Below are 21073 nucleotides of genomic sequence, written 5' to 3' on the forward strand. Positions count from 1 at the left end.
GATTGCTTCCCTGACTGGATACTCCTTCATCCTAGATGCACTATCTGTCGTTACCACCATTTAAATTGGTATGAGTCCCCCTGCTGCCCATCGATCTGTTTCGAGGGTGACTCCAGTAACGGACCCGAGATCGCTGACTTCTGCGGCATCTGAGTTGTCTGTGCCGCCGCCTTCGGTCGAGGGACTTCCAGTACCGTGCCTGCTGGTGGTGATTGCAACGTCGGTGGGGAGAGTGAGTTCGCCTCCTTCGCTTCTGTAATCTTGTCTTTCATTTCTTGAAAAATCATGGTCGTTCTTTCTAATGAGAGGAGTCGGGTGGTGGTTGATCGCCTGTTGTAGATCAGCAAAGCTCACTTGTCCTGGTTGTTGCAGAACCAAACGCTCAATTTCTTCACGGCGAAAATCACTGCCTTGTTCAGCCAAGACAGTCAGGCTCTGAGCGACCAGGGTTTGTACGAGTTCCTGTGAGGTCTGAGCCATGAGTGGATGAATCGGAGTTATTTGCAGCATTTGGGCGACGATTGCTTGCTCGTGCCAGTGCTTTAACAGGTCAGATCGAGGGACATCGTGTTTGCGGCTACGAGTCACACGGGTTGCTGCCCACTCCTTTGTTTTGCTGCTGGCATTCACTCCAACAGCCGCTTCAATTTGCTGGGACCGAGTGCTAAACGCCTTAAGTTGATGGTCAGAAAACCCCTCCAAATCCCAAAGTCCGTGACGCTGATCTGTGACATAAATTCGGTAGCCCAAAGCTTGAACCTGCAATGCCAACTCATTCCGGTAAATTTGACCCAGTAGCATCTTTGCTTGATAAATTTCAGCATTATCCAGGCTCTGCCACCTGCCGTTATCAGGTCGGCGCTGAAGATTCAGAATGACGTTGTGAGTATGAAGCTGTGGATCGAGTGAGCGGCTGGTGTCGTGATGAAAACTGGCGATCGCTAACTCTCCGGTTCGCACTTTGCGCCGTTTGCCTCCTTCCCGCAAGCAAGCGATGGCGTAACGGTCTTCCAGGACTTCCAACATCCTGGCATTCGCCTGCTGTTGAGCCGCTTCTAATCGGTGGTCTCCAAATATCAACGCCTGAATGCTGACCGATTTAGGCGCACTGGCAGTTACATCAATGCCAGCGCGTTCAGTCGGGGGAGTTTTATTGGCATCTCTAGCATTGAGTTGCTGTTGATGCAATCGAAGTTTGTCAATCAGGATCTCTCCCGCTGCCCCTCTGCCATTCAACAGGTTTTCCAACTCAAAGTGGTTGACCGATCCTCCCACACCCAACGGCTGCAACAACTTTCCACTCCAGTGAGATACCTGCATTTGGCTAGAAACATTTTGGGATGCGTAATAGTGGCTGGCATGGGATGGAGAGACATTGATGAGTGAAACAACCATCGATCGCTACCTTGGTGCTAAAGTCTCTGCTTCAATTTGCTGTAGCCGCAGCTTCAGTGATTCAATCAAGTCTTTTCGCTTCAGTTTGAGAGCATCACTGGCAGTGTCTGTCGCCACACATTCCAGTAGGACAAAACAGGCTTCCTGGGTTTTCTGAAGCAGGGATAGGTGAGTCAACGGATTCAAGTGCGATTGCTGGTCGTCCACCTGTTCTTGCATCGACTCCACCCTTTTCATCAGTTTCTCCCTGAGCGGTGTGGCGGGTTGGAAGTTCGCGGAAGTGGATGGAGAGGCATTGGAAACCGCTGGCTTTTCACCAAAACTCCCATCTGGAAGTAATTGGCATCCGGCTTCCTGGGCGGCTTTGCCCAGTCGAATCCAGTCGCGGATGACATGAATGGGTTTTGCGCCGCGATCGCGGGCGATTTGTTCAATCTCCTGCCCTTCCACAATTGGCAGGGTGATATGGAAATCTTTGGAAGTTCTGGTGCTCATGGAGATGGAAAAGCCTGGAAATGGCACTTGGAAATGGAAAGGGAATGGAATTTCCATCAAGCCGTTGGGTGTGGGAGGTCAGATGAGGTGAATGCTGGAATTTCCATTCCCTACCGTACCGCTGTCATCTGACTGGGAGATGGCACAAATCTGCCAACTTCGCGCAAAATCGCAGACCAGTGCCATACGCCAGTTAGATCATCGGTTTAGTCTGAAAATAGTAAAGCTCAAAAAGGTTATCTGGATTCACTTTCAGAAATAGTACCGACCATTTACCGACCATCTACCGACCCAAAAAAGCAGTTCTGAGCCATCGACTGACCATCTACCGACCATTCAACGACCAAAAGAGGCAACAACAAGCAATGGTAAGTGTTACAGCCGTGCCCATTTCAACATCCACACCAGAGAAGCCTGCCACGATTTACCTTGCTGGGGACTTGGGCAAGTCTGCCTGTAAGTTTCTCTATTGGAATACTGCTGAAGAACTCCAACCACTTTGGTTGGGGTCTGACGTAGCTGAAGGAGTCAGCCCCTCCGTTATCCACAAATTTGATGCGGCTGGAGACCTGGCTGAATCTGTCTGGTTGCAACTGGGCGGCAGCACGATTCTGGTGGGTAACTCCGCTGCCGATTATGGCAGTAGCTTTTCGGCGGACAAAGTTCAGGTTGCCGCCTATCAAGTTGTCGCAGCGCTGGGCTTAGCGGCGATTCATCTGGGGATTCAGGCGTACAACGCGGTCATTTCCCTGGCAGTTCCACTCAACGAGTATCGCTTCAAAGCGGAGATTGAGACCCGGTTGAGGGAGATCGGAGAAGGCGTAGTCTTCTGCGGACGGCAGCAGCAATTTACTGTGACTCCCTCCTTTTACCCAGAAGGCACAGGGCTATACCTGCTGCACAAAAAAGAGCGAGAACAAGCGATCGCTGATCCCTACACCCGACGAGTCGTTGTCTTGATGATGGGGCACCGCAACTTATCTGTTCTCGTCTTTGAGGGTGGTAGACTCAACGCGAACCAGTCCCAAACCAGTGACAACTTAGGGTTTTGGAATTGTTTCAAGGCGGATGCAACCTCCTCTGGCATTCGGGAAACCGATTACCCCTCACTCATGGCAGCGGTTACCAGCGGCAAGCCGCAACAGCTTTCTAAAGTGGCAGGTGGCTTGAAAGATTTTTCAACGGCAGCACAAGCAGTCAGAGAAGGTTTGACGAGTCGAGTGGAAACCTTCTGTCGAGATAACGTGATGGATCTGCTGATTAATAGCGATCGCCAGACCGATGTGTTGATTGGAGGGGGAGTGGCGCATGTGATGCGCTCTGAGTTGCGGGACTACTTCACCGAGTTGGGATTGGCTGAGAATTTGTACTTTGCTGATATCGTGGGTGGGCGATTGTTGACCCTGGCAGAGCAAACCCGTAATGCTCAAGGAGACCTGGCGCGTCCACTCCGTTTTGCGGATGTGTATGGGTTAGCTCAGGCACTGGCAGGCAAAGTGAATCGGGGGCGTTAGAGAAGCCGATGGCACTTTCAAAAGTTGCTAAGAAACAGACGGGGCGATCTCGCCGGGAGTTTTCCTACAAGGCAGAAGACGGTACGACCGTTGCTCTTCTCATTGATTACTTCAATGGCAAACTTGCCTCCCTTCTTTCGATTCGAGAAGGCAAACGTCGAGCACTGGAAGCGATGGCAGGGTTTTGGCAAGCCTATGCGCTCAGGGCGAGTGGTGCTGAAACCGATCAGCAAAAGGAGGCTGCCCGGTATTCGATCACGGTATTGAGCCAGCAAATTCGGGCGATTTGTGAGGACTTTGGAGTCGTGTCGCCTTTTACTGAGTCACTGCCAACCGCCAACGCTAACTCAACGGTGCTTGATGCTCTGATGCAGCTTCTGCAATCTGGCTCGTCGACTCAGCACGTTTCACCACTCAAATCTGCCTCTGAGTCAACTCAAAACGCTCGCTCAGTTTTAGAGGTAGACAAAGTGTCTGTTGGACTGGAAGCAATTTATGTCGATGACGACGAACTATTAGGAGACTTGGCATGACCGAACTGATTAATGGCGTGATGATAACCACTGGCGTTTTGGCGATTGCCCTGCATGTGTTTGCCCTCACCCGGCAGAAGAGAAATCGCCGCCCTATTCACTCCCTTCCTCCGACACAATCACAGGAGTGGTTTGAGCAATGATGACGCTACCGCTTAGACGTTGGGTTGGTGTGGGGATGGTAGGGATCACGGGAGTCATCCCACTTACACCATTGATTGGAGCAACGGCACAAAGAACTACGGCTCAAGCTCAACCCCCAATCCCGACAACTCTCTCCCCCAGTTTGATTGCCCCAGGTACCTCTACAGCAACCAGCCCTTCAGCCACAAAATTCAACCTCACTCTCAAACAACAGCCAACAGCAAAACAACGCTCCAAAGCTTTCAATCCTGAGAGCAAAATATCCAAAAGGAGGGCGAAGTCATCGATAGCTCTATCGAGTGATCCTCCAACGGTTGCATCAACAGCATCAGTCCAACAGCAAATAGCAGCTCCAACATCTGCCTTCATCCGGGTACGGGTAGCGTCTCATTCAAACCAGCTACAAATAGCCACCTCTTCTCCAGCAGATATTCTCAATGCCGATGGCAAGGAAGTTGTCAGTCTAAATTCCAACCAGCTTTACTCCGCAACGATCGACTCCAATGGCTTACAGGTTGGCACTCAAACAATTCCCAATGGCGCGTTAATCAATCCGAGTCCACACGGCTTGACGTTCATAGATGGGCATTGGTATCGGGGAGTTATGCAGCTTGTGTATGACGGGAAAAGCCTGCTAGCAGTTAACTGGGTTGACCTGGAAGAATATCTCTACGGTGCGGTTGGGGCTGAGATGCCGCCTTCATGGAACATTGAGGCACTGTGCTCTCAAGCGATCGCTGCCCGTTCCTATGCCCTTTCATTTTTAGAGCAACCCGCCAGTCCGTACTTCGATCTTGGCAATGATGAATACCATCAAGTCTATCGAGGTGTTGAGGCTGAAACTGATTCGACAATCGCTGCTGTAGACTCTACTCGCGCTCAAGTGCTGACCCAAAACGGGCGAATTTTAATGGCGCAGTATGCCTCCACGGAGGAGGTTAGCCGTGAGGCTCATGGGGGAGTGGGCATGAGCCAAACAGGAGTACAGAATTTGGCGGAAGCAGGCTACCATCATGCTTCCATTCTGCAAACCTATTACCCATTTGCTCAACTCTCACTGCTATTCACAACAAGTAACTGATAGTCAGACATTTCCTAACCAGTGCCATATCGGTGCAAGATCGCAGATTTAGTCTGAAATCATTGAATGTAAATCAGAGGTCATTCAGTGCAACGTTTCCGCTGGCAACAACTTCTACCAACCGCTTTCGCGACCCTTGCGGTATCGGCTTTGCCGTGCGCCCTTGCTCCGTTCCTCTGGTTCGCAGGAGTCGCTCATGCAGGCGATTCTTTGCCCAATCCCTCCACTTCTACTGACTTGCCTCCGATTGAAAAACTGAAGTTGCAACTTCAGCAGCGATCGCCATCACCGGCTACACCCGAAGCGGCTTCACAAAAGGCAGCAATCCCTCTAGTCACACCTATCTCGGTTCCTCCTCTCCAAGCAACACCCGCTTTAGCCGAAGAGAAACCGCAAAGCCACGGGGCGAACCTACCGTTTCTGCTGTTTATGAGTGGAGGTGCTGTGGGTGTTGTTGCTATCGGCGTGACCTTTACTAAAAGGAGGGGCGATCGCAGTTCCGAACTCGATTGGCATGAGCGGCAGGAGGATATTTCTGATTCCGTTCAAGTGCCTGAAATCAGCGTTGATGAGTCCCTCGAAGCAAAGGAACAACTTCCCCCCTTTGCTTTAGCAGACGGGTTGGAATTTCTCCTATCAGGTGACCTCAACGGTTGGAATCAATGGCGTGAGGCATACCCAAATCAAAAGTTGAACCTGTCTAAAATGGATCTCTCCGGTCGCTCTTTGCCGGGGTTTAACCTATCCTGTGTTGATTTGTCCGCCGCGAACTTAGATCGTACCAACCTGTCCAGCGCTGACTTAAGCTATGCCAACCTCAGCGCTGCCCGATTGCAAGGGGCAAAGTTGACCAGTGCCAAGCTTGCCTTCGCAGATTGCCGTAGAGCTTCACTCCAGGGAGCAGACCTGTCATTTGCCGATCTGACCTACACCACGCTCAATGAAGCCAATCTGATTTCGGCTCAACTCAAATCCGCTAACCTCAGCCATGCGCGTCTGATCAATGCCAATTTGTCCCATGCTTTTGCGAAATGGGCAATCTTGCAGTCTACGGTGATGACGCAGGCGATCGCCCAACGCACCAACTTTGAGGTAACGCAAATGATGGGCGTGGGGCTGCAAAGAGCAGATCTCTCTCATGCTGATTTCAGGTGTGCCCTTCTCTATGCGGCAAAGACTGAAGGCACTAATTTCACTCAGGCTGACTTTCTGGGAGCACAGATTGAAAACTGGCAATGCGACCAGTGGACTAACTTTTCTGGAACCGTTTTGGAGGAAGAAGCCACTCAAGCTCTTCCTGCTGCACCTGTGATGTCTCAGCCTGCTAGCTGGATTTTGTCGCAGGTTGGAGCGATGGAGTATCCCGAAATCACTCCTAAAGCTGCCTGAACAAGTTATCCAAACCAATCGCCCGTTTCTCCTTTCGACCATAAAAAGAGGACATTTCTATGAACAATATCTTTTTGACTGGAACTTTGATCCGTGCTGAACTCCGGCATACACCCCAAGATCAAACACCCATCTGTGAATTTGACCTGGAATTTCAGTTTGAGCGCAGAGATGCAGTTGTCCGAGAAACAGTAGCTGTGACGGCTTGGAATGAGTTAGGAACAGAGGTTTACAACCAATTTTCAGTTGGCAGTCGAGTCTTGGTCGAAGGGCTGACCCAAATTGAGCTAGTTCCGGTTGCCGAAAATCGCACTATTCCACGGTTGAGCATCCGGGCATTACGGGTTCAAAGTGCATCCCCAGAGCAGTCGCTCAATAGCGTGATGTTGGTCGGGTATGTCGGGAGCGATCCAGACCGCAAAGACCAGGAGTCCGGCAACGTTGTCGCCAATCTTTCGCTGGCAATTAATCGCCCCAAAGCAGAAGAACCCGACTGGTACTCATTGGAATTATGGAATAAACGCGCCGAAGTTGCGATGAACTACGTTCGCAAGGGAAGTTTGATTGGGATTACCGGGGCACTCAAGATTGACCGTTGGACAGACAAAGCAACCCAGCTTCCACGAACCAAGCCTGTGATTCGAGTAGATCGCTTGGAACTCTTAGGCGGTAAACGCGAAACAGGTTCAGAAGAAACTGAGGCAGTGCCAGACGTTGAAACACAAACACCGGAAGTAGCACCAAACCGCAAGCGTAAAGCCACCAAAGCATCAGCCGCGTGAGAGAACTATGTTGAAACCATTACAGAACTGGCTTGATCGCTGGAAAATCCAGGATAGGCTTACAGCCACTTTGATTTGTTGGTTGATCCCTGCAATCTGTCCATTTGCCCGCGAAATTAAACTGTTTGGTCGAACGATCGCCAGCATTCCGCCGCTATGCAAACTGAATCCTCTTTACGACCAACTGATGGGTCTGCGTTTCCGTGCTTCGACTTTTCTTGAGTCTTGAGGTGATTTCAACTCCGCAATCCTGGCTGCTATGCCCCTGCTCACCTCAATCAGAACACTTGCACTAAAATACTGACAACTGCATGGAAGTGTTTTAATAATGGCGACCTCCACTCACAACCGTTCTGGTTCCGCAACAAGTCACTCTAGAAACTCGAAAGGCAAACCTCTGATTATCATCGAGGCTCCCGGTAAGCTATCAAAATTGCGTCAAATTTTAGGAGATGACTATCTGATTCAGGCAAGTGGTGGTCACATTCGGGAGCTGGCAAATGATGGCGATGAGCAGTTAGGGTTTGACCTGGTGGGCGACCAGGTACAATGTCGTTGGGAAGCGCGTGGGTCACGAGGCAAACAAGCGATCGCCCAATTGCGAGAAGCGGCAAAGCACGCTCAGAGTGTTATTCTGGCAACTGATGAAGACCGGGAAGGAGAAACTATTGGCTGGCATATTGCTCAGGCATTAGGATTGAAAACCGTTCAACGAATTACCTATCGAGAAATCACGCCTGCTGCCGTTAGAGCCGCGATCGCCCATCCACGCCCCATGGATTTGAACCTGGTTCATGCTGGGATTTGCCGTTCTGTCTTAGATAAGCTGGTGGGTTATCGCGGCAGTCCTTTGGTTTGGAAGCTCAACAATGGGGCAAAATCGATCGGGCGAGTGCAGTCTGCAACGCTGCATCTGGTGGTCGAACGGGAGTTGCAGATTCGCAACTTCAAGCCCCAGGACTACTGGAGTTGCTACGTGGATTACAAAGAAGGGTTTCGAGCGTTTTACTATCGAGGTGGGAGTAGCCCATCTACAGAGGAAACTGTGGACGATGCGGCTGATCCTGCGGATAAAAAAGCCCCCGAATCGGATCGGGTGTTAAGTGAAGCAGAAGCCGATCTACTCATCCAGTTCGCACAGCAGTACCCCCATCGAGTGGTCAGTATCGAGGGAAAAACGGTGAATCGTACTCCGCCTGCTCCCTTTACAACTTCCACACTTCAGCAGGCAGCAGGTTCTAAGTTGCGATTGTCGCCAGAGCAGACGATGCAGATTGCTCAAGGACTGTATGAAAAAGGTATCATCACCTATCACCGCTCCGACAGCACCTACTTGAGTCCGGAGTTTGTTCAATCTGTGCGGAATTGGTTGTCCAGTCATGACCCAACGAACCTGCCGCAGAAAGTGACTCAGCACAAGAGTGGTAAAAACGCCCAGGAGGCCCACGAAGCGATTCGACCCACGGATGTTCACCGTCCATCAGAGTCTCTCAAAGCAGAACTGGATGCGGATACTTTTTCTCTCTATGTGATGATTTGGAAGCGCACCGTCGCATCGCTTTGTCAGCCTGCACGAATCCGGCAGACCCGCATCGTCACTCAATCCGGGGATGTACAGTGGCAGGCGAGAGGTCAGGTGGTTGAGTTCGAGGGGTTTGCCAAGTATTGGCGCTCACTGGGTCAAGATGCCGAGTTACCGATCGTGCAGCAGGGGCAGTCACTCCATCTAGAGCGGGCTGCCCACGAGAAGAAACAAACTCAACCGCTGCCCCGCTATAGCGAAGCTCAACTTGTTGCGTTAATGGAACGAAAGGGGATTGGTCGTCCCTCCACCTATGCACCGACGATTCAGACGTTGAAGCAACGGGAGTACGTCGGCATTATCAAAAGCAAACTCCAGCCTACAGCGGTGGGTGAGCAGGTCGATCTCTTCCTGGTTCAAGCCTTACCAAAGTTGGTCGATGTTGGGTTCACGGCAGAGATGGAAGCGTCACTGGATCAGATTGCCAGTGGCGAATTGAGTTGGGAGCAGTGGCTGACTCGTTGGAATCGTGACTATTTTGCTCCAGCATTAGAGCAGGCACGGAAGGTGATTCCCAACTATGCCAGTGAAGCTCCAGTCAGGAAGACTCCTGAAGTTTCGGATACCCAATGCCCTCAGTGTCAAAAGCTGATGATCCAACTTCCTTCTAAGAAGGTCAAGAAGGGTTTCTTTCTCAAGTGCCAGGGCTGTGAATCGGTTTTGTTTTGGAGCGATCGCACTTCAACCTGGGAACAGCCGTGTGCAATGTCGGAGCGATCGAAAGATTCTCCCGCAAAATTAACCGAGTATGCCTGTCCAGTCTGCAAGAAACCATTGGAGGAATACGGTTACCAGAAGGACGGGCAGTCAAAGGTGATGCTGCGCTGTTCGGATGTGAAAGCACGGCAACAGAAAAAGCATGAAGGGGCAGTCTATTTCCAAACGTCGAAAGGCTTTTGGAGTCCCAAGTTTGGAGAGTTGAAAAGTGAACAATCCGGTAAAGCCCCGATTCTAAACGCTAAGCAACAGCCTTTGGGCAAGGCTAAAAGTCGCAGACGTTAGGCAGTGGAAAAAAGCAGGAATTTTCTGCATGGTAAAAAACTTAACCATGCAGAAAAAGGAGGTTGGTTCCCGTGAAGTCATGACTATCCTCTATCACCGTTTCACACACCCAGTTGATGCATCAGAGTAGTAAGAACTTGACGCACCAGGTGTAACAGCGAAACGAACCGTTTTGGCGGAGGTTCTTTCCCAACCTTGAGCCTCCACGATCGCTTGCCCTTTACCCAAAGGTGCTGTACTGCTCTGGGATTGCGTTTGCTCTGGGTCTCTCCATCCCCCTTGGCTCCCTAAAAACTCGTCAGGGTTGGTTGGAATTCCTCCTGTCCCACTGATGGTAAAGCTGTTGGCATTGGCAGTGCTACCGCCACCGCACGTTACCGCCACTTCGGGAACTGCTGGAGACGGAACCGCTTGAACGCCGCTCCGCGATAGATCAATATCGGGGGTGTTGATCTGAACAATTCCACTGAACTGCGATCCTAATGCAGACGTAGCGGTAATCAAGCTGTCAGGAGATAGAAATACTCCCTGGGCATTGATAAAAATCCGCCCACCTGAACCCTGGTTTGCATTGGCACTGGTTCGACTTCCTTCCAATAAAGCAATTAAATCGCTGGCGATGGTGATGTTACCCCCATTGCCCGTGCCACTGACCGCTGCAACGATGCTTCCTCCCTGCCGAAGAATTAGTGTTCTGGAAGTAATTTGAATATTTCCCCCCTGCCCACGGTTGGTTTGAGCCGTGATTGCGCCATTGGATAAAACTCCAACTCGATTCGCGTTGATGATCAGGCTACCCGCATCCCCAACCCCCTCATTGCGGACACTCACTTGCCCTTCATCCCTAACCGTGAGTTGAGGCGTATTGATGGTGACGTTGCCAGCCGCCCCTGTCGGAATTCGTGGCAACCCAAAAAGTTGCTGGAGCGAAGGGTCAACGATCGCAGCCGCAGAACTAATCAAACTGGGATTGCGAGATTCTGGCACTGCTCCAGACACAGTGACAGATCGATCTGCGGTAATAAATACACTGCCTGCCGAACCACTGCTTTGAGTCGATGAGTCAAGGCGACCGCCATTGAGCACCGTTAATGTCGGCGTTTTAATCGTGACAGAGCCTGCATTGCCCGTTCCGAGCGTCGATGATCCCAAGAGACTGGGCTGGAGAAACGGTCTTGCTACCCCATTTAGCTCAACGCCTGAAGTTGCATTCACCCAAACATCGCCACCCTCACCCCTGCCATAAGTAGCAGACTCCAAAAAGCCCCCATTAGTGATTCGGAGAGTTCCCGTGTCGATCTGAACGTCTCCGGCTCTGCCTTCTCCCAGGCTTAACGAAACCAGGGTACTTTGCACACGGCGATCGCGGGGCGAGGTTCCATCCACTTGAAATGTCCCAGGAACCTGAATCCGAATATTGCCTGATGGGTTTGCCCCAAACGTTTCGGTGACAATCAATCCACCCGCTTCCAACTTCAAATTTGGACTGGAGATTTCGATCGTGCCGCCCGGTGCCCTACCAGCCGTCGCATTGATAATGCCGCCTGGAATCCGAGCAATTGGATCAGTGCCACTAACGGTGATTGATTCTGTGGCGTTGAGTGTAAATGCGCCAGAGGCAATGGTTCCGCCATTCAGACCAATCAGCACTGAACCGCGATCGAGCAGGATGTTACGCCCTTGTAAGTTGAGTGAGTTGCCGCCGAATCCCGTGGTATCTGCGAGGGAGCGATTGGTGATCAACAGGTCGTTAAAGCTGTGCGTCTGTCCATAGTTGAACCGCCACCCGGTCAAGCTGGGCACAAGGCGAACCGTTCCATTTCCCACACCCGCAATTTCGACGTGTCCACTGGGAACATTCAACACCCCACCATCCAGTGTCACAGCACCTCCAATGATTGCTAATGTCCGTCCTGGTCTGACGGTGAGTCCGGGATTGGTTCCCAATCCAATTGGAGGGGTCAGAAAAGTTGGACCGATTAAGGAATGTCCCTGCCCTTGCACCTGAATCGGTCCTGGATTGAGGAATCCTAGCCCAACTGGAATGCTGCTGGTGAGTAATGGTGCTGCCTGGGGGTTGGTGGCGCTAAACTCGACTCCATCGGCAAATCGAACGCTTTGGGCAGTGCTGGCTAAAAACGACCCGCCAATATTGAGCCTTGCATTCGGTCCCAGGGTGATGCCATTGGGATTGATGAAAATTAGATTCGCCATACCATTCGCCCGCATCAGCCCATCAATCGTGGATGCATCGGTGCCAGTCACACGGCTAATAATTGACTGGAGGTTGACGGCGTTATTAAAGTAAGCGGAGCCGCCCGTTGGGACTGAGAATTGGCTGAAGCTGTGAAATAAATTCCCCCCACGAACAGATCCGCCGTCGATGGTGCAGTTGCTACAGTTCGGTGTGACGGTAGAATTCACAGGAAGCGTTGCGTCCGGAACAATTTGGGCGATCGCGGGGGCACTGAAACCCAAATAAATGATGAGTCTCCCCAATCCTTTGATTAAGAGTAATCCGAACGCCGTGGGTTTCGTCTGCATAGCGGTAGGAAATCACAGAGATTGAACATTCTTTTAACAGTACGAGCAACAAGCGACAACTCATGTCTAACCTTCGACAGAGAGAACCCGAAAATCACCCGCCAAAGCAACGGAAACGTTCATGGAAACGGTGCCTTCGACTGTGTGGAGGAGCCGTCTTATTACTGACTCTGGGCATTGGTGCCGATATGCTGATGGGTCGAAGTGTCTATCGTCCCCTAACCCATGTCTATCAAGTCGGAAGCTGGCTTTTCTGTCAGCAGTCGCCAGCCTGCCAGGATCAGAAATACTCCACTCGTGAGGTAACAGGCAAGCGTGGAATGGTCGTAACCGAGCAACAGGAAGCCTCATCTGTTGGGGTAGACATCCTTAAATCAGGCGGAAATGCGGTAGATGCCGCTGTCGCGATCGGCTATGCCCTGGCGGTAACCTACCCCTGCTGCGGCAACCTGGGCGGTGGCGGCTTCATGCTGATCCGTCAAGCGAATGGCAAAGAGACGGTGATTAACTTCCGCGAGAAAGCGCCTTTGCGATCGCATTCCCAGATGTATGTGAACGAGAAAGGTCAGGTGCAGTCCGATCTCTCTAGAAAAGGCTATCTGGCAATCGGGGTGCCGGGGTCGGTTGCAGGATTGGATCAGGCGCTAACAACCTATGGAACCATGACCCGGCAGCAGGTGATGGCTCCTGCGATTAAACTTGCTGAGAATGGATTCGTTTTACAAGCAGGCGATGTTGACATTCTGAAAAAGAATACTCGCAAGTTCTCAGGGCAACCCAATGTTGCAGCGATCTTCTTGAAAAATGGCAAGCCTTTTGAAGTGGGCGATCGCCTGGTACAAACTGACTTGGCACAGACGTTGAAGCAAATATCCCAACAGGGACCGCAGGCATTTTACGGCGGCTCTATTGCGGCAGAAGTGGTGCGAGAAAGCAACGCTCATGGGGGAATTCTGACGCTGCAAGATTTTCAGTCTTACTCTGTTTCTGAATCAAAACCGTTGCGCTGTCAGTATCGAGGCTACACGGTTCTAACTACTCCACTGCCAGGGGGCGGAGTGACCGTCTGCCAGATGCTAACGACTCTGAATGGCTATTCACTGAAGCCAAAGGATTTTCGATCTACTGAGAGTGTGCATTGGTTTCTTTCAACCATGCTATTTGCTTACGCTGACCGCAACAAATATCTTGGAGATCCAGAGTTTGTTCAGAACCCGGTTGATAGGCTACTTTCTCCCAAATATGCCGCTCAAGTTCGGCAACAAATTCAACCCGATAAAGCAACGTCTCCCAGGCAACTGTACGCTGACCCTGAGGGGGAACACACCACGCATTATTCAGTGGCTGATCGGTTTGGAAATGTCGTTTCAGTCACTTACACGATTAATTCTCTGTTTGGGGCGGAGGTGATTGCAGGCAAGACCGGATTTTTCCTCAATAACGAGATGGATGACTTTGCCACGCAACCAGGGTCTGCCAATCAGTTTGGGCTTGTTCAAGGAAACGCAAACGCGATCGCTCCTGGCAAACGTCCGCTCAGTTCCATGGCTCCTACCCTGGTGATTAAAGACGGGAAGCCCCAGATTGTGACAGGTAGCCCAGGGGGTCCTACAATTTCCACGACGATCCTACAGGTTGTGAGCAATGTAGTGGACTCTGGCATGACGGTAGAACAGTCCGTTGCCTCACCCCGCATTCACTATCAAGGACTTCCCAATGTGGTGGTGACAGAACCCTTTGCCCTTGAGCCAGCCGTTGTGCAATCGCTATGGGAAAAAGGCTATCGGGTTGTGCCTATCCCAACCTGGGGAGCTGCCGAATCAATTTTGATTGATCAAGAATCGACCTTTCACGGGGTGAACGACCCTCGAAAATCTGCAGGGCAGGCAGCAGGATATTAATCCTACGGTTGTTAATTTCTCTTTGGTGAAAGTACGAAATTACTTCTATAGATATATTTTTTAGGTGCCATTTTGCCTTAAAAAATACTGAACGTTCCTGAGTTTCAGTCAGTTTTGAATCGTTATCTTTTCGCTGTTCTCATCCTTGGCTTATTACCAGCAGGCGTTCCCGCTAACGCTCAAGTTCCCAATGTGACACCCCAACTGCCATCTCCTGTTCTACCCAGACCGATTCCAACACCAGATCTGCCGCGCCCCACTCCGCACTCCCCTCCTCTCGATCCATCGCCCCAGCCACTCTTACCATCAGAGCCACTAGAATCTCAAGACACTATTGAAGTTGCTCGATTTGAGTACCAGGGCAACACGATAGTGAGCGATCAAGATCTTGATGCCATCACCGCTCCCTTTAGGGGTAGGCGAATCACCTTCTCTGAGTTATTCAAGGTTCGCTCTGCCATCACCCAACTTTATGTTGATCGGGGATATATTACATCTGCCGCCTTTATCCCAATTGAAGGAAATGAGTCGGTTCAGATTCAAGGTAGTGTGGTGACCATCCAGATTGTTGAAGGGAAACTAGAGCGTATTGATATTACGGACAGCGATTACCCCAATGGGGGAACGGCTTCGCACCGTTTGGCGAAATACATTAGACCCAGATTGGAGAGCGCCGCTAATCCAATCTTGAATGAGAAGAAACTACTTGAAGCCTTGCGACTGCTTCAGTTAGATCCACTCATTCTGTCGATTTCTGGAAAGTTGGAATCTGGTAGCCAGCCAGGTTTGAATGTTCTGACCATCACCGTGGAACCTGCCCCAACGTTTAGAGCCATAGCGGAACTTAATAATCGGCGTTCTCCGACGGTTGGGACGCTTGAGCGGCGGGTTCAGCTAACGCAAGCAAATTTGCTAGGACTAAGAGATGAATTGCAAGTTGGCTATGCTAATACCAATGGCAGCAGTGAAGTGGATCTTGACTACACCATTCCGGTCAGCCCGCGTAATGCAACCGTTTCTTTTCGATACAGCACCCTTTTCAGTCGGGTGATTGAAGAGCCGTTTGATGAGTTTGACATTCAAGGAAATTCACGTATTTATGAATTAACCTTCCGCCAACCCATTATCAGAACTGCCACGGCTCAGTCATTCAAAGAGTTTGCGATCGGCATTACGGCTTCTCGTTTGGAGAGCGACACCTCACTTTTAGGCGTAGACTTTCCCCTTTCTGCTGGAGCGGATGACAGTGGCAAGACGCGAATCTCAGCGCTACGAGTATTTCAGGAATATACTCAGCGGAGCAATCGTCAGGTTTTACTTGTGCGATCGCAGTTTAGTTTTGGGCTAGATGTCCTGGGTGCAACAACGAATTCTCCACCAGACAGCCGCTTCTTCGTTTGGCGAGGGCAGGTAGCATTCTTGCAGCGGTTGGGTTCACGTCCCTACCTGTTGCTTCGCTCTGATCTTCAGTTTGCCGATCGCCTGTTAGTTCCCCTGGAGCAATTCAGCATTGGAGGGTCTTCCACTGTCAGAGGCTATCGACAAGATGCCCGATTGGGTGATAACGGTGCTGTGGGGTCATTGGAGCTTCATTTCCCCATTGTTTCAACCCAAACAATGGAATTGCAGCTAATTCCATTCTTCGATGTTGGATATGTATGGAGTAACCGGGACATTGGATTTGACCGTAATACTCTGGCATCTTTGGGGCTAGGTGTGCAGTGGACATGGGGAAACTGGATGGTCAATCTCAGCTACGGGGTGCCATTAATCAATGTTCCTCGGATTGGAGACACATTGCAGGAAAGTGGATTGAATGCCTCGGTCAAATATTTTTGGGCTTTTTAGCCTTCACCCAAACCCCTTCAGTCTGGTAGAAATCGCCCCGTTGTTCAATCACGTATCCTCCTAGCAGCAGTGCCAACCAAATTTCGATAAACGGCATCTGGAGCGATCGCTGGAGTTCAAACAGGGAAACGTCCTTGTTCTGATGCTCGTTCATCCATTGCGAGATTTTCCCTATCCAGGCAGAAATATCTTCATCATGGGCAACGGCAAGCGCGTCTTGCTTAGCTTGTTCTTGCTCCATTTGGGCTAAAAACTCTAGCAGGTTGCTCTGATCAACGGCACCTACAACGGAATCTGATGGCGAAGGATTCTCTTGCCATGATGGAGCATCTTCTAGAACTTCATCCAGATTCAACGTCATAGTTTGCCGCAGGACTTCATGCAGCAACTTAGCCGTCAGAATTGGCTCACCTTGGGCAGGATTGTACTTTTCCTCCCATTCTTCTAGCAAACAATTGGCACGGGAGGCATAAATATCAACGAGTTGAGCCAGGATAGTACCTGCAACTTGTAACTGAGATTCTTGGGGTAAATCAATCAGCGCTTGCTCTAGCCTACCTAGGAGTTGATGTAAATTGGCAGAACTCGGATCAGCGATCGCCTGTTGCATCGCCAACTCTAAATCCGATTCTATCTGTTCTACTGGCATCGACTCAACGGAGGAATTGCTTCATTGTACCGGGACTGTAAGCTTCAACGGACAGGGAATAACAGGGCAATGCTGAACTGGAACTTCCTTCACCACATCCTCAAACTTAGTGACTGCAAACTGCTGATTCAGGGATGTTAGGAGTTGTTTAATATATTCGGCAACTTTATCAGCTCTCATTCCCATACAGTGTACAGGCTTGACTTCAGCTATTTTTTGACTTCCCTTCCAGACCTCCGCTGCCACAGCATGAACTGGGGTATTGGGAGATTGGCGATACAGAACCAGGATGGCGGCAGGAGCGGTTGGTGGCAACGGTGGATTAACCTCAACCACCTTAACTGATTGATTGAGAACAGGCAGATTCGGCTTCCGGGCATTTCGCCCTTTGCGACTTTTACCATTCCAAGGTTGATACTGGGACTGCTCAGTCTTCCAAATTTGAGTTTTGATGCGTTCAATTCGGTGTTCAAGCTGCTGTACTTGTTTACCGCGATCGCAGGCTGCCTCGTACTGAGCAATTTTTTCAACGGGAATGTAGAGACTCTTTTTTCCGTTAGGAAGAAGTTTGCCTCTGCCTGCCCGTAGCCTTGCATATTTACAGGTCTCTTTAGCTGCAATGGAAGCTGAGCCACCCGCAGGCGATCGCTCAATTCGGACTCCGACAAGATAATCCCCGGTCCCCTTTACGGCTTCCAACTCTGTCTCTAAAGACGACAACTGACTTTGCAAGTCGTTGATTGGCGGCATGGTATTCGTGTTACTTTCTATCTTGAATTAAAGTAACACGAATACTTGTTTGAGTCAGTCTCCAGACAAGCTCATATTTCTTCCTCCTCCAGCAACGCCTAAATAGCTGCCAGTCCTTTTTTGAGTTCGCTCTTAGCACCAGTAGGAATCTAAGCTATTTGCCCTCAAGAAGCTGGTCAATCTCCCTAATACGTTCTTGTAAGGACTCTCGGATGCTTCTTAGTTGATCAGTTTTGAATTCATCTAATTTAATGTTCTGGATTTGTTTGACCGTCTTTACCGATTTTTCTGCGATCTGGTCTGGTTGTTTTGCTGCGGGGTTGTATTCCTGAATTGTTTTTCGGATAAGGTCGTTTGTTTCTTTTTCAGTAAGCTCTTCCTCTGCAATGCGATAAGCAACTTGTGAGCGAACTTGTTTAGCATCCGTTTCATCAGTATTTAGAGTTTCAGCAGTTATTTTACTCACTGCCATGATTTTGCCAGAACTGAGTCCTGTCTCTTGAACCACAGCTTTAAGATCGTCGGTTATTGAAAGGAGTGGAAAGACATTCGCTGAAATTGAAGCTGGGTTAAACTGGCGATCAAGTAATATCTCCAGAATATCTCTGCCTTCTGATGACTCTAGTCCAAGACTGTCGAGCCACCCTCTTTGCTGCTCGATTGGCTTATTTACCATCTTGGTTAATTCCTTCAATTTGCCAGATTTTCTGATTTGATAAACGACGTTGTTGAGGATTTTAGGAAAGTCAATTTGCTTTTCCTCAAGGTGAGGATGACGGCTACAGATAATACGAACGAGTCCATTCGCGACATCTAAGTCATGAAGTTTTTCAGTGTCTTTCCCTGTGACAAACTGTTGTTCAAAACGAGTCGCAGCGTCTAAGGACTCGTGATGCGGAAGAAGTACTGCACGCAGAGTCACTAAACCGGACTTTGGTCCTGATAGCCGTCGAACGGCTCCATCAAATAACCGATATCTACCATTCTCTTGAGGAATGAGAATGATTGGAGAAATTTGTCCATTTCGCTTTAAACTCTCTGTTCGCTCTTCAATAAGCGCGCGCGGGAAAATGGTTCTTGGTTGATTTGGATCAGGATCAATAAGATCTATTTTAACAATATGCTCACCACCAACAGCGGCTAATTGCTTAGTCAAATCCTGAATCTGTTGTTCTAAAAACTCTTTTTCTTGGTCGGTGCTTGCTTGTTGTCTAAGCTCAAGCACTTCACGCTCAAGGTCTTGGATTTTTTGATTCAACTCCTCATTGAAAGCAGTTGTTGGAGCGACTGTTTGCGTAATTGGAGAAGAAGAAAATCCAGATGCATTTTGGCGAATTAGGTCGGTTAGGTTACGCTTTTGTGCCATTAGTTCCACTCCTTCAATTCGGTCAATTCTTTTACAAGTCTTCGGTAATCTGAAGCAGCTTCTGTCCCGTTCTTCCCTTTCCATTGAATAATGGGAAGCCCATCGAGAGGGGCACGTTCATGAGCTTTGTAGGCTCTAATAAAAGTGTTAAAGACAGGCACTCCAGCTTCCATAAAGGTGTTTTGAGCTGCCACTGCTTCATTTATGCTACGAGGATCAACTTTTGTGAGACAGACTCGATGCGGAACTCCTACTGGATGGATAGCAAGTTGAATGGTTGTAATTAAAGCTTGTATATCTAAAGGGGCAGGAGGAGTCGGGAGAACAATGTAATCTCCAGTATGGATAAGCGTTGTGAATGTTTTGCTATCAAGGTGAGGTGGGGTATCACAAACAATCAAGTCATAGTCCTCGACTGTTTTTAAGTGCCTCAAGACATTAGGATCAGTCTCTGTTGCAATTTCAAAGTTCTGATTTCCCTGTTGTGCCCACCATGTTGCACTTTCTTGTGAATCGGAATCGACCAAAAGCACACGGTTTTTTTCGGCAAAGACGGCTGCAATATTGAAAGATGTAGTGGTTTTGCCCACTCCTCCCTTACCGTTCAAAATAACCAGGATCTTACCCATAAAATTCCTCGTAAAGCTTGCCGTGTCTATGTTTGAGGGGCTAGACAGTATTTACAATCTCAAGATTGTAAGTGCCTGCATTGAAAGTTGCAATCTTGAGATTGTAAATATCGTAATCCCTTTCTTGAGCTTTAAGCCATCAAACTTCTAAATGTGGTTTCTTGTTTTTAAACTCGATATTCGTTAAACCTAATCGGAATTCCTTTTTTGAAAAGGTGAAGTAGTACAATCGCTCTAAATATAAATAGTGCAAATCAGAATTTTGCAGGCTATTCATTATCTTCTGAAAGGCAGTGTTGGAAACATTTTTGTGAATTGAGAGACTGAAATAGGCTGATTCTGGGGCTGAAAACAGGTAGAAAGTTGAAATATCCATATAAAGCCGTCTTTTCCTGCTCCATCTGATTTTCCCCTTGATACCAGTCTTGACTTAAGCCAGTTTGTTAGAAATCTTTCTGCAATCTTCTGATGCTTCGGGTAAGCGTCAAAACTTTCTTTAGATATTGTTTGGGCGTGGAAAATCTTGCTCTCAGTCAGTTCTCCTTACTTCAAGATGGTAGATGGCAAAATTTTTAACTTGAATTTCTGATATATATATAAATCTGTGAAGCACGCCTGGTTAACTGTAATAGTTTGCAGAACCTTGCTGAGATAGAAGTTACGCTCTGATATAGCAAGTGCATGGAATTAAACAGTAAAGAGTAGTAGGTAGTGTTCTAGACATGGCATGGATCTGGCTCCAGCTAATTTGAGGCTTAGTGCGGCTGAATTGGAATTAGTTGTGACCGATATGCGAGATCTTCGTTTAAAGGAAACTTTAGCTCCATTCCTAGATTCCTACGATTTCATCCTGATCGACTGCCCACCTAGCCTTGGTATTCTCAGTTACCTGAGCCTTGTCGCAGCTACTCATACGTTGATTCCCATTCCAACGCTTTGTAGTGCGTTGGTTGGATCGGATTATTGCTGGATACAGCCGACATTCCGCCCCTTAAAGTGTCACAGAGGGAATTAGCCGCATAATTTTCTAAAGGCAGATACGCAAGGGGGTGCGGTATGAGCAACGAGTTGATAGTGCAGAATCTGGATCATCTGGGCATCGTTGCTGGCTTGGTAGACGAGTTGGGGATTGTGGAGCAGATCAATCAACACCTAGACGAAGACCCACGAGAACGGATGAGTCTAGGAGTGGCAGTAAAAGCTATGATTTTGAATGGTTTAGGGCTTGTATCAGCCCCACTGTATCTATTTGAGCAATTCTTTGCGGGCAAAGCAACGGAGCATTTGTTGGGAGAAGGCGTGGTACCGGAGCATCTGAATAACGACCGCTTAGGACGCGTGGATCGTGCGTTAAATTTCTGTGGGTTCGGATAAAGTAGAAAATAGTTACTTACAGGACTTACGCAGGGAGAGGATAAGGCAAAATAAGACAGTCCTTAAAACTAGAGGCATGAGTTTTACTAAACTTG

General features: G+C 49.2%; 18 protein-coding genes and 1 pseudogene. 12 read left to right on the plus strand and 7 right to left on the minus strand.

The genetic code is table 11. The features are described 5' to 3' along the window. Positions 1–60: 60 nt before the first annotated feature. Both mobF and AB3R30_RS24495 read right to left on the minus strand, forming a co-directional pair. On the minus strand, positions 61–1395 hold the full coding sequence (gene mobF, locus AB3R30_RS24490) for a MobF family relaxase (RefSeq protein ID WP_458651827.1): 1335 nt from the start codon (positions 1393–1395) through the stop codon (positions 61–63). 6 nt (positions 1396–1401) lie between these two features. Then, positions 1402–1890 carry a hypothetical protein gene (locus AB3R30_RS24495; protein ID WP_458651828.1) on the minus strand — a complete coding sequence of 163 codons (489 nt, stop codon included), beginning with the start codon at positions 1888–1890 and terminating at the stop codon, positions 1402–1404. A 365-nt stretch (positions 1891–2255) separates the two neighbouring features. Between AB3R30_RS24495 and AB3R30_RS24500 the strand changes: the two genes are divergently transcribed. The 8 genes from AB3R30_RS24500 (at position 2256) to topA (ending at position 9917) form a co-directional block, all read left to right on the plus strand. Then, entirely contained in the window at positions 2256–3404 is a 1149-nt protein-coding gene (locus tag AB3R30_RS24500; protein WP_458651829.1) for a ParM/StbA family protein, read from the plus strand. A gap of 8 nt (positions 3405–3412) precedes the next feature. Continuing rightward, complete coding sequence (locus AB3R30_RS24505) at positions 3413–3937, plus strand: hypothetical protein (RefSeq protein ID WP_458651830.1); 525 nt, start codon at positions 3413–3415, stop codon at positions 3935–3937. Continuing rightward, complete coding sequence (locus AB3R30_RS24510) at positions 3934–4080, plus strand: hypothetical protein (RefSeq protein ID WP_458651831.1); 147 nt, start codon at positions 3934–3936, stop codon at positions 4078–4080. Before AB3R30_RS24505 ends, AB3R30_RS24510 begins: the two co-directional genes overlap by 4 nt. Then, positions 4077–5162: a SpoIID/LytB domain-containing protein gene (locus AB3R30_RS24515; RefSeq protein ID WP_458651832.1), complete on the plus strand. Its 1086-nt coding sequence runs from the start codon at positions 4077–4079 to the stop codon at positions 5160–5162. Before AB3R30_RS24510 ends, AB3R30_RS24515 begins: the two co-directional genes overlap by 4 nt. Positions 5163–5249: 87 nt before the next feature. Then, entirely contained in the window at positions 5250–6551 is a 1302-nt protein-coding gene (locus AB3R30_RS24520) for a pentapeptide repeat-containing protein (protein ID WP_458651833.1), read from the plus strand. 59 nt (positions 6552–6610) lie between these two features. After that, positions 6611–7333 (plus strand): single-stranded DNA-binding protein, encoded by a 723-nt coding sequence (gene ssb / locus AB3R30_RS24525; protein WP_458651834.1) that lies wholly within the window; start codon positions 6611–6613, stop codon positions 7331–7333. Between the two features lie 7 nt (positions 7334–7340). Continuing rightward, positions 7341–7562, plus strand: a complete 222-nt coding sequence (locus AB3R30_RS24530) for a Mo-dependent nitrogenase C-terminal domain-containing protein (protein ID WP_171576422.1) — start codon at positions 7341–7343, stop codon at positions 7560–7562. A gap of 99 nt (positions 7563–7661) precedes the next feature. Beyond that, positions 7662–9917 carry a type I DNA topoisomerase gene (gene topA / locus AB3R30_RS24535; protein WP_458651835.1) on the plus strand — a complete coding sequence of 752 codons (2256 nt, stop codon included), beginning with the start codon at positions 7662–7664 and terminating at the stop codon, positions 9915–9917. A gap of 93 nt (positions 9918–10010) precedes the next feature. Here the strand turns inward: topA and AB3R30_RS24540 are convergent, their stop codons facing one another. Further along, complete coding sequence (locus tag AB3R30_RS24540) at positions 10011–12461, minus strand: two-partner secretion domain-containing protein (protein ID WP_458651836.1); 2451 nt, start codon at positions 12459–12461, stop codon at positions 10011–10013. A gap of 62 nt (positions 12462–12523) precedes the next feature. Between AB3R30_RS24540 and ggt the strand changes: the two genes are divergently transcribed. Continuing rightward, the gene (gene ggt, locus AB3R30_RS24545; RefSeq protein ID WP_458651837.1) at positions 12524–14362 is read left to right on the plus strand and encodes a gamma-glutamyltransferase; all 1839 of its coding nucleotides are present in this window, start codon (positions 12524–12526) and stop codon (positions 14360–14362) included. A gap of 114 nt (positions 14363–14476) precedes the next feature. Beyond that, the gene (locus AB3R30_RS24550) at positions 14477–16210 is read left to right on the plus strand and encodes a ShlB/FhaC/HecB family hemolysin secretion/activation protein (RefSeq protein WP_458651838.1); all 1734 of its coding nucleotides are present in this window, start codon (positions 14477–14479) and stop codon (positions 16208–16210) included. On the opposite strand, the gene AB3R30_RS24555 is transcribed toward AB3R30_RS24550, so the two are convergent. The 4 genes from AB3R30_RS24555 to AB3R30_RS24570 all read right to left on the minus strand — a co-directional run bounded on the left by AB3R30_RS24555 (position 16188) and on the right by AB3R30_RS24570 (position 19604). Next, on the minus strand, positions 16188–16859 hold the full coding sequence (locus tag AB3R30_RS24555; protein ID WP_458651839.1) for a hypothetical protein: 672 nt from the start codon (positions 16857–16859) through the stop codon (positions 16188–16190). The genes AB3R30_RS24550 and AB3R30_RS24555 overlap by 23 nt on opposite strands. 21 nt (positions 16860–16880) lie before the next feature. Then, positions 16881–17609 (minus strand): hypothetical protein, encoded by a 729-nt coding sequence (locus AB3R30_RS24560; protein ID WP_458651840.1) that lies wholly within the window; start codon positions 17607–17609, stop codon positions 16881–16883. Positions 17610–17763: 154 nt separating this feature from the next. Beyond that, positions 17764–18975, minus strand: coding sequence for a ParB/RepB/Spo0J family partition protein (locus AB3R30_RS24565; RefSeq protein WP_458651841.1), 1212 nt, complete (start codon positions 18973–18975; stop codon positions 17764–17766). Next, positions 18975–19604, minus strand: a complete 630-nt coding sequence (locus tag AB3R30_RS24570) for a ParA family protein (RefSeq protein ID WP_458651842.1) — start codon at positions 19602–19604, stop codon at positions 18975–18977. The genes AB3R30_RS24565 and AB3R30_RS24570 overlap by 1 nt, the downstream gene beginning before the upstream one ends. A gap of 727 nt (positions 19605–20331) precedes the next feature. Here AB3R30_RS24570 and AB3R30_RS24575 point away from each other — a divergent pair. Continuing rightward, positions 20332–20619 (plus strand): ParA family protein, encoded by a 288-nt coding sequence (locus tag AB3R30_RS24575; protein ID WP_458651843.1) that lies wholly within the window; start codon positions 20332–20334, stop codon positions 20617–20619. A 41-nt stretch (positions 20620–20660) separates the two neighbouring features. Continuing rightward, positions 20661–20945, plus strand: a pseudogene (locus tag AB3R30_RS24580) (DUF4277 domain-containing protein); the annotation flags it as partial. Positions 20946–21073 lie beyond the last annotated feature (128 nt).

Source organism: Sivoneniella epilithica UHCC 1019, assembly GCF_040830845.1.
Lineage (GTDB): Bacteria > Cyanobacteriota > Cyanobacteriia > Leptolyngbyales > Leptolyngbyaceae > ULC077BIN1.